10 protein-coding genes are annotated in these 14,123 nt (G+C 49.6%); 4 read left to right on the top strand and 6 right to left on the bottom strand.

Annotation, left to right across the window (positions count from 1 at the left end; translation table 11 throughout):
* Window positions 1-87: 87 nt before the first annotated feature.
* Window positions 88-2,238, bottom strand: coding sequence for a DNA helicase RecQ (gene recQ, locus GILYN3_RS01450; RefSeq protein WP_049721204.1), 2,151 nt, complete (start codon window positions 2,236-2,238; stop codon window positions 88-90).
* 152 nt (window positions 2,239-2,390) lie between these two features.
* On the opposite strand from recQ, the gene GILYN3_RS01445 reads away from it, so the two are divergent.
* Genes GILYN3_RS01445 through GILYN3_RS01435 form a run of 3 tightly spaced genes read left to right on the top strand, consistent with a single transcriptional unit; the run spans window position 2,391 to window position 4,111 of the window.
* Complete coding sequence (locus GILYN3_RS01445) at window positions 2,391-2,939, top strand: flavodoxin (protein WP_049721203.1); 549 nt, start codon at window positions 2,391-2,393, stop codon at window positions 2,937-2,939.
* Window positions 2,940-2,980: 41 nt separating this feature from the next.
* Complete coding sequence (locus GILYN3_RS01440) at window positions 2,981-3,502, top strand: hypothetical protein (RefSeq protein ID WP_049721202.1); 522 nt, start codon at window positions 2,981-2,983, stop codon at window positions 3,500-3,502.
* 48 nt (window positions 3,503-3,550) lie between these two features.
* Window positions 3,551-4,111 (top strand): DUF1415 domain-containing protein, encoded by a 561-nt coding sequence (locus tag GILYN3_RS01435; protein WP_049721201.1) that lies wholly within the window; start codon window positions 3,551-3,553, stop codon window positions 4,109-4,111.
* Window positions 4,112-4,129: 18 nt separating this feature from the next.
* On the opposite strand, the gene GILYN3_RS01430 is transcribed toward GILYN3_RS01435, so the two are convergent.
* Window positions 4,130-6,169, bottom strand: a complete 2,040-nt coding sequence (locus GILYN3_RS01430) for a PAS domain-containing protein (protein ID WP_049721200.1) — start codon at window positions 6,167-6,169, stop codon at window positions 4,130-4,132.
* Between the two features lie 329 nt (window positions 6,170-6,498).
* Window positions 6,499-7,560: a PepSY-associated TM helix domain-containing protein gene (locus GILYN3_RS01425; protein WP_049721199.1), complete on the bottom strand. Its 1,062-nt coding sequence runs from the start codon at window positions 7,558-7,560 to the stop codon at window positions 6,499-6,501.
* A 133-nt stretch (window positions 7,561-7,693) separates the two neighbouring features.
* On the opposite strand from GILYN3_RS01425, the gene GILYN3_RS01420 reads away from it, so the two are divergent.
* A complete protein-coding gene (locus tag GILYN3_RS01420) occupies window positions 7,694-9,802 on the top strand; it encodes a TonB-dependent receptor (RefSeq protein WP_049721198.1) in 2,109 nt (702 codons plus the stop codon).
* A gap of 52 nt (window positions 9,803-9,854) precedes the next feature.
* Here GILYN3_RS01420 and GILYN3_RS01415 read toward each other — a convergent pair whose 3' ends face one another.
* From GILYN3_RS01415 to msrP, 3 genes are all read right to left on the bottom strand, one after another.
* Entirely contained in the window at window positions 9,855-12,320 is a 2,466-nt protein-coding gene (locus GILYN3_RS01415) for a beta-propeller domain-containing protein (protein WP_049721197.1), read from the bottom strand.
* A gap of 214 nt (window positions 12,321-12,534) precedes the next feature.
* Window positions 12,535-13,149: a protein-methionine-sulfoxide reductase heme-binding subunit MsrQ gene (locus GILYN3_RS01410; protein ID WP_049721196.1), complete on the bottom strand. Its 615-nt coding sequence runs from the start codon at window positions 13,147-13,149 to the stop codon at window positions 12,535-12,537.
* A 13-nt stretch (window positions 13,150-13,162) separates the two neighbouring features.
* Window positions 13,163-14,123, bottom strand: a 961-nt coding sequence (gene msrP / locus GILYN3_RS01405) for a protein-methionine-sulfoxide reductase catalytic subunit MsrP (RefSeq protein ID WP_332307847.1), incomplete at its 5' end; no start/stop codon positions are given.

The raw sequence follows: 14,123 nt of genomic DNA, 5'->3' as shown, positions 1-14,123 counted from the left end.
TTGCAAAAATTAAAATAGCATCAATAATATTTTTTAGAGGAAAATCGAACTTTAGAGTATCACTCCAGTATTCCACCATTAAGCGATCTATCCGCCCATCTCTCGCACCACACTGGCTCTCACACAGCGCAACACACAATATTCATACGCGCCGCCTAGGGCGTCAAACACGGGTTTTAGCTTAAAAGGTTGGTCGTCGTGGGCGAGCATCACATCAACAATATTGTCTAGCTCTTGCTGCGGCAGCTCGACCACCTCGGCCACGCTTAGCTGACCTTGTTCAATTAACCCCGCCAAATGAGTAAACACAGTGGTCTCAGTTAGATCCCGTTGGCGGGCAATACCCGCAATGTCCATCCCAGCCTTAAACAGCGCAAAGGTTTCATGTTCGGTGGCGCGAACGTTCTCTGCGCTGCCGGCGTAATCGGCCAAGCTCTCGACATGGGCAGTCACGGCGGCGACAAAATCTTCACCATAGTGCTCCAGCTTGCTCGCCCCGACACCCGAGATACGTCCCAAAGCATCCAAGCTTTGCGGCTGGTGACTCACCACCTCCATTAGGGTGGCATCGTGGAAAATCATATAGGGTGGAATATCTTGCTCGGCAGCCAAGCGTTTGCGCAACTCGCGCAAAGATTCCCACAAGACTTTATCGGGCCCCATTAACGAGCCGCCGGTATTGCTGCGAGCTTTTTTACCAGGCACGGTAGTTTTAATGTCTTTTCTCAGCTCGATCTCTTCTTGGCCTTTTAGCAGTGCGCGGCACTTTTCGGTGAGCAATAGCCCGCCATAACCGGCTACATCCACCTCCATAATGCCCCGCGCCGCCAGCTGCCTAAATACCGAGCGCCACTGATTAGCGTCCAGCTCGGCCCCAATCCCAAAAGTGCTGAGCTTATCGTGACCGAATTGTTCAACTTTGCTATTGGTTTTGCCCAGCAGTACGTCAATCAAATGGTTTACCCCAAAACGCTGGCCGGTACGGTAACAACAACTCAGTGCTTTTTGCGCCACCACGGTGCCGTCAAACGTTTGCGGCGGGGTTAAACAGGTATCGCAATTATCGCAAGGGGCGTGATCGCGCTCACCAAAATACGCCAACAATGCCTGGCGCCGACAAGTGGTAATTTCACACAAACCAAGCATGGCATCCAACTTGTGATTTTCGGTACGCTTATGATCATCCGAACCCTGCGATTGGCTCATCATTTTTTTCAGTTTTAAAACGTCTTGCACACCATAAGCCATCCACGCAGTGGCGCTTTGGCCATCGCGCCCAGCCCGTCCTGTTTCTTGGTAGTAGGCCTCGATGCTTTTGGGCAAATCCAAGTGCGCAACAAAACGTACGTCGGGTTTATCGATCCCCATACCAAAGGCAATGGTGGCAACGATAATGACGCCGTCTTCGCGCAGGAAACGCTCTTGATTCGTTTTGCGAGTGGTCGCAGGCAAACCTGCATGGTATGCCAGTGCGTTAAAGCCTTGCTTAGTCAGCCACTCGGCGGTCTCGTCTACTTTGCGACGCGATAAACAATAAACGATGCCGGCATCACCGGGGTGCTCGTTGTGTAAAAAGCGCAGTAACTGCTGGCGCGCATCTTGTTTTTGCTCGATACGGTACTGGATATTAGGCCGATCGAAACCACTAATAAACTGCGCCGCATCTTCCAGCTGTAGGCGAGTAATAATCTCGGCACGGGTGCGATCATCGGCCGTAGCCGTCAAAGCCACCCGTGGCACGCGTGGAAACTGTTGGTGCAGTAAACTTAGCTGCAAGTAATCTGAGCGAAAGTCGTGCCCCCACTGAGACACACAGTGAGCCTCATCTATCGCAAACAGCGACACCGGTAGTTGGTGCAACATATCGAGGGTGCGCTGTTGGATTAAACGCTCCGGCGCCACATACAAGATTTTGATCTCCCCCTGACGCAAGCCCTGTTCGATGGCTCGCACCTCATCAAACGCAAGGCTCGAATTTAGGTAAGCCGCGCTAATACCCAGTTGCGCCAGTGCGCTCACCTGGTCTTGCATCAAAGCAATCAACGGCGAGACGATAATCGCCACACCTTCGCGCACCAGCGCAGGAATCTGATAACAGAGCGACTTGCCGCCGCCGGTGGGCATCAGTACCAAGGCGTCTTGCCCTGCTATCACGGTATCGATAATGTCGGCCTGCGGACCTCTAAAGGCATCGTAACCGAAAGTGTTTTTGAGTGTTTGTAAGGCAGCTTGATTCATGCGAGGAGTTTAGCAGTTTTCACCGGCCCGCTGCGCAAGATCGGTAAAACACCAGCTTGATAATATCTTCATCACACCACCAAACGCTATTGATAATTATTATCATTTATATTAATGTACCAAAACATTCAATGGCAGCGGAGGTCTCCCCTATGAAAGATTTAACCCACGCCCACACTGGGCTGATTTATGGCACCGATACCGGCAATACCGAAGAGGTAGGCGACAAGATAGCCTCCGCCCTCGCCGCCCATGGCGTGGTGGTTGAGATGCTTAACGTCAGTGATGCTTCGCCCGAGCAAATTGAGCAGTTCGACTTTATTATTATGGGAATTCCCACATGGGACTTTGGCGGTATTCAGGAAGACTGGGAGAACTTTGAAGAGCAGATTCTGGCGACCAAACTGACCGACAAAACCGTCGCGCTATACGGCTTAGGCGATCAGCTCGGCTATGGCTATTACTTTGTTGATGCCATGGGTTGGCTAAACGAGCGAGTATTAAAAGCCGGGGCGACGGTGATTGGTCACTGGCCCTGTGAGGGCTATACCTATGACGAGTCTCTAGCGGTAAACGCTGAGAAAACCGAGTTTTGCGGGCTTGCCATCGATGACGAACAACAGTTTGAACTTACCGACGAACGCATTGAACGCTGGGTTTGGCAAATTACGCAGGAATACTTGCACACTTGCGCCGCCTAACTTAAACGCCTAACTCAGGCCCGCGATCTTGAGAGTACAGTATGATTAAGCCCACCTATAAGAATCAATTCTTGTGCAGTAAGCACCGAGCCTTAGTTTTGCACAACCCAGCACAAAGCCGGCAGTTGTGCCTTAAGTTACGCGCTATGGGGCGCGGTTACATTACCGAGCGGCGCTGGGACGATGCGGTATCTGCGTACGGTGCCGCGCTCGAAACTGCCGACATTTTGCTGTCGCATGACGACTATAACAAGCAGGCTACCGAGCGGTATCTACGCTGCGCCATTGAGCTGAGTTACACACTGCGCAAAAGTCGTCACAACCCAGATATGAATGCCATAATCCACTTAGTGCAACAGCGTTTAACGCCTTACTACGCTCCCGCACCGCTACAAACCATGCTCGTGCCGTTAATCGATATCGCCTTTTCACCGTTGGCCGAAGTCGATGACTGGATCGAGATGCTGTTTATCTTAGACAACACGGCCCCACACACTCATCACTACTCCAATACAGCCGGCCATTGCCTAAATGATGGGGTGACCGCTATAGTGGCGCATTAAATCCACCGGCAGCGACACCTGCCGTCGCACAAGTAATGAGGTGATAGGTTGGAGGCAGCAACAACGGCGGCAGTCATTGCCAATACGCAACAATGGTTTGAGACAGTCGTACTGGGACTTAACTTGTGCCCATTTGCCCACCAGCCCGCTAAACACAACCGCATTCGTTTTACGGTATTTGATGAGTCCCGTGGTTTAGGCTTACTTGAAGTACTCGACGAAGAGATCGCGCGGCTAGAAAACACTCCCATTACCGAGCTTGAAACCACGCTGCTGATACTGCCCGAAGGCTTTGAAGACTTTTACTTTTACACCATCACTGCGCAACAAGCCGAGAGCAGGCTAAACAAACAAGGCTTGCAGGGGACGTATCAAATAGCAAGTTTTCATCCCGACTATCAATTTTCTGATACAGATTTCACTGACCGCAGCAATTTAACTAATCGTTCGCCCTACCCTATTTTGCATCTGCTGCGTGAACAAAGTCTAAGCGCAGCCATTGATAATGGTGCCGATACCGAGTCGATTCCTGAGCGTAATATTGAACGAATGGAGAGTTTAAGCGAGCAGCAAGTGATCGCTTTATTCCACTATTTGCCCAACCAATAGCCGCCAAGGCTACAGGGATTATTCCATACTGGTGGCTAATGAATCGGGGGTTGTCTCGTCAATTTTACGCAGCCGCTCGGAGTAATGCTTTAACTGGCTAACATCGATAAATGTGCCCAAAAGCTGCGTCGGCCTGCCTCGCTCATCGCGTGCGTAGACTGAATCAAACGCGTAACACCAAATCCAGTAACCGTCCTTATGCCAAAAACGATACTCTATTTCTAAAAAAGTAGCGCTGTCTAAGGTCATTGCTTTATCAACTTGCTTGGCAATATCGTCGATTTCATCTGGATGAAACAGCACCGACAAATCATCCACATTGTTTAAATCGTCTTTGGTATATCCGGTTAAACGAGTGTATTGCTGATTAACAAATATATTGCTTTCGGTGGGCAAATCGTAAATGTATAAGCCGCAGATGGCCAAATCTACAACGTTTTGCAAAAACTGTTCACTTTTGGCCAGTTTATTCTCGGTGGTTTTTAAATCGGTTACATCGGCTGACGAACCAATAATACGGTAAATATCCCCCGCGTCGTCCATCAGTGGATACAGCGAGGTCTGCCACCATACGGGCTGACCACGCAGCGGAAAACTCTCGATATAGGTTATCGGTTTACCGGTTTGGCGACAGCGGCGATAACGCGAGTCAATTTGCTCGGCCATTACATGCGGCATAATCTCAGGGGCAAGCGCCTGCGTTGACTGATCGAGCAGTTGCTCTGCTTGAATACCCAGTGCTTTTGTTATTGCCGGATTAACGGCCTTATAAACGATCTGTCCATTACTCAGACAATCAAGCACAAACACACCGTATCGGGTGCCGGTATAGATAGATTCGAGCAGTTGATTTTTTTCTGATAACTTTAGCTCTAAATCTTTACGTTGTTGGATATCCTCTAAAGTGCCACACATTAAACGCTTATGATCGGAGCTGCCACCAACACAATTACCACGCACACGAAACCAACGTGACTCACGATTAACCGTAACGCCTAGAAACTCAATATCAAATGATCCGCCATCAATAAGGTTACGATCTAATTCGTTAAAAAATTTGGCCTGATGCTCTGGAACAATGTGCGCCTCCCATAAATACATAGTGACATCGGTCGGTTTATGCTGATAACCCAGCAGCTGCCACAATGCCGGCGACCACCACAACAAACCCGATTCAATTTCCCACTCCCACAGCCCCTCACGGCTTGCCGAGGTGATACGTTCTAAGCGATTACTGATGGCCTCTACTTGCTGTTGTTGCGCTAAGCGCTCAGAAATATCAACAACTGAGACAAATGTTTTCATGTCATCAAGGTGATCGCGTTTCACCAGCTTAAGTTCAACAGGGACATAGCTGCCGTCGCTACGAATACCCTGTACTACACATTCTAAATGTTGCCCAGATGAAACGTTTGAAGAGAAAAATTCTGTAAGAGGATGTTGATTTTCATCCACCGCGGCGAGGTCAAGTAGCGAGGCGATGTCTCTTTGTAACAGCTCGCTATTAGCATAACCAAACAAATGGCAAGAAGCGGTATTGGCCATTTTTATCTGACCATGTTCTCCTACTACTATTAGGCCCATTGGCGAGGCATTGGCCGCTTCACGTAAACTATATTCGGCATCGTAACGTGCTTTAAGTGCAAGCCGTTCGAGCTTTTCGTTATTAGCCTCTGCCATGGCCTGTTGCAGTTGCTCTGCACTGGGGCCGCCAAACACTTTAGGAATAATCCACAACAATCCCAAGGCGGTAATAACAGCGACAATAGCGGTTAGTGCAGAAAGCACCGCCTGGCCATTAGGACTGCCGCCCAACAGAGTGTAAATACGAAAGGCATGATCCAAACCACACAGCAAAAGAAATACTGAAAACAATGTTACTAAGCGTGGGTACTCTAAGTCTTGACGCTTGCGACGAAAAGCTAACAGCCCCGCTGCAATCACAAAAAAAACCAACGCTATAAGTACATCAGACATAACTTGTACTAAATTTATGGTCGGCTGCCATTCCAAATCATGGGTTAATGGCGACAAACCAAACAAAAATAACTCTATCATTTAACCGCCACCATTGTGCCCTCTACTACAACTAAAAATCTAATCACTATTAATCTCGCGTTGCTGTGTTACTCGGTTACCCCGCCCCACGAAGCACAAATAATCAAACTTAACCAAAGTGGCGCTCGGCTCAGTGCCGTTCTCGCCAATATGGGCGCCGAACAACGTTATCGGCCAACACAACAAACAGGGGGAAGAACCTCAACACGCCTTGAGAAACACCTTCCTGGTCTGCGGCATTGTTATTATCACTAATAACGTAATGTTCATATAATTTAACTAAGTATAACCTAAAGAGCTTTTACGCTTAACGATTAAAGCCATCACGGTTAACTTTTACGGGCGCGGCGGCGCCATAACCAAATATAAAGCCCGCTGATAAACAACAACAGGGCCATCCCGGAGGCAATGGTTAACGCCACCCAATACAACGGCCCACCTACCGCCGCCGAATGCAACGGATAAACTTTCTCCATTAACGCCACCCCCAAGCCCGCCTCCCGGGCATCTTTTTGAGCGTAAGCCTCGGCGGTGTAGGGGTTGATATAAACAAAGCTACGACCGTGCTGGTGCCACTCACCTGGCATCCGTTTGCGCACGCTAATCGCTCGGCCGGGCTCGGCCGAGAAACTCACCGAGCGCAGCTGACCCTCGGGTAAAGTATCGCGCATCACCTGATATAACACTGGCCACGGCTGGGGCTTATCCGTTACCTCCACAGTTCGCTCTATTGGTTTGATATCGCCGCCCAGACTGGCCACTAAGGCGGTGCCTACCTCGGCGTAAAACACCATAATTACCCCTGTAGCAACCGAGACAATCAACACCAATGAGCTAAGCGCGCCTAATGTACGATGCCAACTGTAGGCCACTTTAATAACACTTCCGCTTAAAGCCAGGGTTAACGCCTTGCGCCAACGACGCGGCCACCAAGCGTAAATACCCGTTGCCAGCAGCAACAACACAGCAATATGCACATAACCACTAATACGCTCACCGGTATGGCCGGCAAGCCAGTGGATGTGCAGATCCATTAGAAAAGCCAGCGGATCAAACTGCTGCTCAGAACTCACCAGCAGCTCACCTTGGGTACTTAAATACTGGTACGAACCATCGCGATAACTCACCGTAAAAAAAGGCCAGTCTGCGGTGGGCATACGCACTCGGCGTGCAGCAGGCGCTTGCTGCGCATCCAGTTGTTGCAGCAGCGCGACGGTATCGGCGGTGATCGCAGGCGAGGCGCTTTGCTCGGCGGCCAGAGCAGGATAATAAGCCAACAAGAGTGGCTGTTTATAAATCAACAGGGCTCCGGTCAGCGCGGTAATTACAAAAAAAATGCCGGCCAGCAAACCAATATAACGGTGAACGGCCAATAGGATTGGGCTTTTCATCAATGAGTATCTTCTAGAAATTTTTAGCGTAAAGAGTGAATAACGTAAATAAGTTGCAACATTCTAGTTGTTAACTGTAATGATAACTACTATCATCCGCACCCTTATTTCTACTCACTAATCGAGGTTTTTAATGATACACGTCCGCCGCCAACTCGTCCCTCTTCTAACGCTTGCCAGCCTTAACGCACTCGCTTTGGCGCAACCGGTAGATAACGAGCCGCAAATGGAAGAGATGATCGTTACTGCCTCACGTACGGCCAAGCCTATTAGCTCGATCCCCAATACCGTTACGGTAATCAACAAAATCGAGTTAGACCAACAGTTGGCGGTAAGCTACGACTTATCGACCGTACTGGGTAACTTAGTGCCAGGCTTTACCCCCAGCCGCCAAAAAATGACTGGCGCGGGCGAAACCTTACGCGGCCGTAGCCCACTGTATTTAATTGACGGAGTGCCGCAATCTAACCCGCTGCGCGATGGCTCACGCGATGGCCTAACGTTAGATCCGTCCATGATCGAACGTATTGAAGTGATTCACGGCGCCAACGCGGTACACGGCATGGGCGCTTCGGGCGGCATTATTAACTTAATCACTAAAAAGCCCGTTACCAGCCGTGAGCAATCTTTTCACGTAGACATCAACGCCCCTACCGATTATGACTCGGACGCCCTAAGCACCGGCGTGGGTTACAGCTTTGCCGATGCCATTGGCCGCTGGGACATCGCCTTTAGTGCTAGTGTGCGCAACAGCGGTATTTTTACCGATGCCAACGGCGAAGTGATTGGCGTTGACACCACCCAGGGCGACACCATGGACAGCGACAGCCGCGACTTCTTTTTGAAGACTGGTTATCGCGGCGATGGCCAGTCGCTGCATCTGATGGTGAACAACTTTAACGTAGCCGGCAACGGTGGTTGGGTGACAGTACCCGGGGATATTGCCAACGGTATTGCCACCTCATCCGAACCCGGCACCGTACCAGGCAAGACGCCGACCAACGATGTCACCACGGTCAGTTTGGATTATCGTAAAGACGAACTGTGGGGCCACAGCGTACACGCCCAATTATTTTATCAAGACTTTGCCGCTACCTTTGGCGGCGGTACGTTTGGCACCTTTTATGACCCCGCGTACGGCGAAGGTTTTTATGACCAATCGCAAAATGAATCGGAAAAAATGGGCTTTAAGCTCACCATGGCGCGCGACAAAATCGCCGGCGCACCCGTTAACATAGTGTGGGGCTTTGATGCACTGCAAGATGAAACACAGCAAGTGCTGGTACAAACCGGCCGCGCCTGGGTACCACCTACCAACTACAACAATATTGCGCCCTACGCCCAGTTAGAGTTCACCGGCGTGGACGCCTTAGTCGTTACCGCTGGCTTGCGCCACGAAAGTTCTAAACTTGATGTCGACGATTTTACCACTCTGTACACCTACGGCAGTCAATTTGTCGAAGGCGGCTCCCCTTCGTTTAACGAGACCCTATACAACATCGGCGCCACCTACGAGATCACCGATGCCTTGCGCGTATTTGCTAATGCCTCCGAGGGTTCATCGATGCCCGACGTGGGCCGAGTATTGCGTGGCATTAACGAGCCAGGCCAATCGATTGACTCTTTCTTAAATCTTGTACCCATCGTGACCGATAATCGCGAGATCGGTATTGAATACGACGCCGGCGGTTTAAATCTAGCGTTCAGCTATTACCAATCGGATTCAGACTACGGCTCACGCCTAGCCGTAAATGCCGATGGTATTTACGATGTGAAACGTGAAAAAACCGAGATCGATGGTATCGAAGCCAGCGCCACTTGGTTTTTTACCAACGACTCAAGTGTCGGCATTGCCTACTCTAACCCCACCGGCGAGTACGACTCAGACGCCGATGGTTCTGTGGATACCGACTTAGACGCCAGCAATATTTCCCCCGAGCGTATTAATCTGTTTTGGTCACAGCAATGGACCTCGGATTTTGATACCCGTGTGCAAGCCAGCAACATGTTCGATCGCGATTACCAAAACGCCGCGGGCGAAAGTTACGCCGACTTTGATGGTTACACATTGCTCGATTTAACCGCCACTTGGATGGTGGGAGACGGACAACTGCAAGCCAGCGTGCAAAACCTCACCAACAAAGAGTACATCACCTACTACTCGCAAGCGCAAACCAACAACGAGCGCTATTTTGCCGGCCGTGGTCGCACTGTTAGCGTCGGTTATACCTACCGGTTTTAACGCAAAAGGCCTCCCATTGCGGGAGGCCTTTTTGTTTACGCGGTAACATCACTTAGGTGTCTGAATTACTTTCTAATTGAATCGCCACCTCATGAGTCTGTACGTGACACGCGTCTTCCGTGACCTCTACACCAGTGATGGTTTCCGACATATAACCACTTAAGTCGGCTGTAATCGTGTAGCTACCTGCACGTTCTTCAGCCCCAACAAAATAACAATTCGGGCCATTTTCCCTAAGTAGCGGTGTTAATATTTGGGAAAAATCTCCATCTACGGCGACAACCCTTGCATCGCAGTTCTCAAGCGGGATCATATACTCACCAACTATCTGCACTTTTAAACCATTACGAAGCTCCTCGGTACAAACAATATCATCATTACCGATAGGCCCCATAGCAGCGTCTACCTTGCCCCACTCGCCCACCCAAATATTATTGTTTTGGGTATAGAAAACCGCATCATCATGCAGCAGCCCCCGTCGAATAGGGCTATATCTTTGGCTGGTGTCGGTGTCGGCAATCAGCACGCCCTTATCCTGCATAGTGCCATTAGCCGACAGTAAATCATTTAACTCAAGCGTTTGCAGGCCGCTGTATTGCCATTTTGACTGATTCTGTTGATTTTGCTCGTACACAACAACAGGAAACGCAATACGCACTTTGCCTGCGCCGTCATCGAGCACATTAAGGGCTCGCAAATCGCTGAGCGCCTCGCTATAACTGTATCGATCACCAATCAATAGCTCGCCGGTGAGTATCGGCACACCGGCGTTAATTTTTATCAACTGTGCCTTTATCCCTTTATTCCAGCCGGTTTGTGCATCGGCGTCTTGCCCTAGGGTAAATAGGTATTGATCGTTAATGGGATGGATATAGGTTGCAAAACCCGGCACTTCTAACTCGCCGGTGATTTTTGGGTCAAGCTCGTCACTTAAATCAATCACGTATAAAGGGTCGGTAAGCTGAAAGGTCACAACGTAGGCTTTATCGCCGGCAAAGCGCACCGCAAAGATATCCTCACCTGGCTTGCCTAATCGCTCAGGTCGTGCGTCATTGGGCAATTGGGCAATCACCTCTAACGACTGATCAAACTGTGTCAGCACAAACAAACGATGAACAATATCCCAGTTTTCCGTTAGGTTTGTAGTCACAACTCTTAAGTGATCATCGTGCTCACTGATACGAAATGGCGCATCATCACTAACGGAGCCTTGCACGCTGCCAGTCGCCGCGTAAATGGCGCCACTATCCGATAAGTTAAATTTGTGAATCACGGTTTTACGCGAGCCATTGCCCCAAATAGTACCCGTTAGATACAGGTTGTCGGGGCTCATAGTCATTGACGACACACCAGCACTCACACATTCGCTGGCAACCAGTGATCGCGTACGAATATTAATGGCGGTTGTGTGTACTAACGAGTGAAAGCCTTGACTGGAATCGATATCACTTTGGGCAAGGCACGTGTCACTTAGCGGCTGTGAGGTACCGTTTTGTTCATAATGTGGCAATAGCTGTGTAAGCGTTGCCTGCTGTAACAACGACTCATTATGATCGCGCGCATCTTCTTTACGGGTTTCAAATCCTAGGTCAGTAACCCAAGGGTCATAGCGCGAAATGATATATAAAATATCCCCAACTCGACGACTATCGATTAGCGTACCGTCTAAGGTAAGCTCGGCCGCCAGATTCGGCGTGCTGGGTGTCGAGACATCAATAAAATCTACCTGAATACGACCATTAGCCGGTGTAAACCAAGGGTCTGAGATACAGGTCGGGGTCGCCGTAGGCATTATCGCATCAAGGTTTCCCAGCTTTCTTTTTAAAGTAACCAGTTGGGTCGCGGCACTGGCGTTTTTTTCCATATACATTTGACTGACCATGCCCCACCAAGCATCTTCGTAGAGGTACTGCCCAACAATATGTGCATCCGGAACATCTGGCTCAGTGGCAACAACCTGAATACCCGGTATATTGCCATTACTCTCGGTGCCGATGTGCGCCACAAACCAATGCTTCCCGTCGTACTTAACAACGTCAGATTCATCAACACCGTCCACGTGTACGTTGGTGTCTGAGTATGATGGCTCGCCGCTAGATACTGACGCAGGGGGTCTCGGCGAAAAATCAGCGTCGCTAACATCAATATCCTCTAGCTCTCGATTAACCGGGTAGCCATAGCTTGAAAGTTGAAGCCTAAGCCCATTTTTTATCAAACGCTCCAACTGAAGACTACTGAGTCTGGCCAGAGGCACCTCGGTCGGCTGGCTCGGCTTTAAGCTACTATAGTCAACCGCAGGTAAGGACGAGCTGGAAGAGGATACGACAGAACTGCTAACCGAAGAAGCAACCGAAGACGAAGAACTACTTGAGAGCGAGCTAGAAGAACTACTTGAAAGTGAGCTAGACGACACACTCGATGCCAGCGACGAGGCAACAGTGCCATCACTTGACGAGCTATTAGACCCGCCACAGCCCACTAAACCCACGACTAACAAAAACCATCCGGCAAAACGCATTACTCTCTCCTTGATTGACGACTAAGTTCAACTTTATAGTCGACTAGCATAACCAATCATTAGAAGATATCTGTATGAATTTGTAACTAACAATCACACCCAACGATGTTTGAACCGCCTTGCGAAGTGTTTCGATTAAGACGATTAATGCCAATCATCTTATATCACCACAATGGTTGGCAAGGCATAGTTATACCGTCCTTGGCGACAGGTTTTAACAATTGCTCAGCGGCTTTTTACCGCGCTTGCGGCGCTTTTTTGCGGTCCAGTAGAGACGAATCCCCAGCAACAACGCGGTTATAACACCGTATAAAACCGCATCAAAATAACTCGAACGCACCTGCCATAACACGTGAATCCAGCCTAAAAACAAGGCCACATAAACAAGCTTATGTAGCCGCTGCCAATTTTTACCCAAGCGGCGCATCATGCCTTGGGTAGAGGTCACCCCTAAGGCAATTAGAATTAAAATAGCCGGGGCACCTGCGGTAATGTAAGGGCGTTTGGCCAGCTCGGATAAAAAGCGTGACATATCGAGCCCCAAGATAAACACCATATAGCTAAGTAAATGGCACAGGGCGTAAAACAAGGCAAACAAGCCCAGCATACGCCGGTGCGGCATCAGCCAACGCCACTTTAAAAAACGTACTAAGGGCGAAACCGACAAGGTGAAAAACAAGCTGTAAATAGTCCACTCGCCGGTAAATAAAACAATGGTTTTGGCCGGGTCGGCACCCAGCTGTTGCGTCACCGCTGCATAGCTAATCCACGCAAAAGGCGCCAGCATTAGCACAGCTAAAATAACGCGCCGCCATAAAGTAGATGGCATATATTGTCCCTAATTAAAAGTTTTTGCGTAAGTCTACATTTTTATACAGCGAAGCCACTTCATCGTAACCATTAAACATTTGAGTATCGATAATGTTGGGGCTAAACAATCCGCTGGGCAGGCGTCGCTCTGTGGCTTGCGACCAACGTGGATGATCCACTTCTGGGTTCACATTGGCATAAAAACCGTACTCATTAGGCGCCAAGATATTCCAGCTGGTCGGTGGTTGCTTCTGGGTAAACTCAATCTTCACAATGGATTTAATACTTTTAAAGCCGTACTTCCAAGGCACCACCAAACGCAGTGGCGCGCCGTTTTGATTGGGCAATGCTTTGCCGTATAAGCCCACCGCCAATAAAGTAAGCGGATGCATCGCTTCGGCCATGGTTAGGCCCTCCACGTAAGGCCAATCGATGGTGCTAAAGGCGTTGCCTTGGGCCGGCATCTGCAGTGCATCTTCTAGTGTGGTAAAAGCCACATAGTTAGCGCGACTGGTGGGATTAAATTGTTTTAATAAACTGCCCAGCTCAAAACCAATCCAAGGTATCACCATAGACCACGCCTCGACGCAGCGCAGCCGATACACCCGCTCCTGCAGCTCGACTTTACTAAGAATATCTTCAAGATTGAACGAACCAGTTTTTTCCGCTTCGCCAGCAATCTCAACGTTCCACGGATGCGGTTTTAAGGTATCGCTGTGCTTGGCCGGATCGTCTTTGTTATAACCAAATTCATAGAAATTATTGTAGCTGGTGACATGTTCATAAGGCGTGAGTTTATCGTCCAGCGTAGCGGTATCGGCGCTAGCCTCGGCGAGCTTTTGACTCAACCAACTGGGACTTGATACATCCGCATCGGCCACAAAAGAAGGTTTGGCCGTCGCGGTTGCCACACCACCAACAGCAACCGCGGCTGTGCCAAGAGCTAAGCTCTGCTGCATAAATTGTCGCCGCGCTCGGTAAATAGGCTCGGGG

Source organism: Gilvimarinus polysaccharolyticus (assembly GCF_001187555.1).
Lineage (GTDB): Bacteria > Pseudomonadota > Gammaproteobacteria > Pseudomonadales > Cellvibrionaceae > Gilvimarinus > Gilvimarinus polysaccharolyticus.
Note: the sequence above shows the minus strand (reverse complement) of the source record. Positions and strands in the feature narration are given on the sequence as shown.

Excerpts from the sequence above, each read along its gene's own strand:
- recQ (WP_049721204.1), bottom strand. The coding sequence starts at position 2,238 with ATGAATCAAGCTGCCTTACAAACACTCAAAAACACTTTCGGTTACGAT.
- GILYN3_RS01410 (WP_049721196.1), bottom strand. The coding sequence starts at position 13,149 with ATGCCATCTACTTTATGGCGGCGCGTTATTTTAGCTGTGCTAATGCTG.
- GILYN3_RS01425 (WP_049721199.1), bottom strand. The coding sequence starts at position 7,560 with ATGAAAAGCCCAATCCTATTGGCCGTTCACCGTTATATTGGTTTGCTG.
- GILYN3_RS01430 (WP_049721200.1), bottom strand. The coding sequence starts at position 6,169 with ATGATAGAGTTATTTTTGTTTGGTTTGTCGCCATTAACCCATGATTTG.
- GILYN3_RS01440 (WP_049721202.1), top strand. The coding sequence starts at position 2,981 with ATGATTAAGCCCACCTATAAGAATCAATTCTTGTGCAGTAAGCACCGA.
- GILYN3_RS01445 (WP_049721203.1), top strand. The coding sequence starts at position 2,391 with ATGAAAGATTTAACCCACGCCCACACTGGGCTGATTTATGGCACCGAT.
- GILYN3_RS01420 (WP_049721198.1), top strand. The coding sequence starts at position 7,694 with ATGATACACGTCCGCCGCCAACTCGTCCCTCTTCTAACGCTTGCCAGC.
- GILYN3_RS01415 (WP_049721197.1), bottom strand. The coding sequence starts at position 12,320 with ATGCGTTTTGCCGGATGGTTTTTGTTAGTCGTGGGTTTAGTGGGCTGT.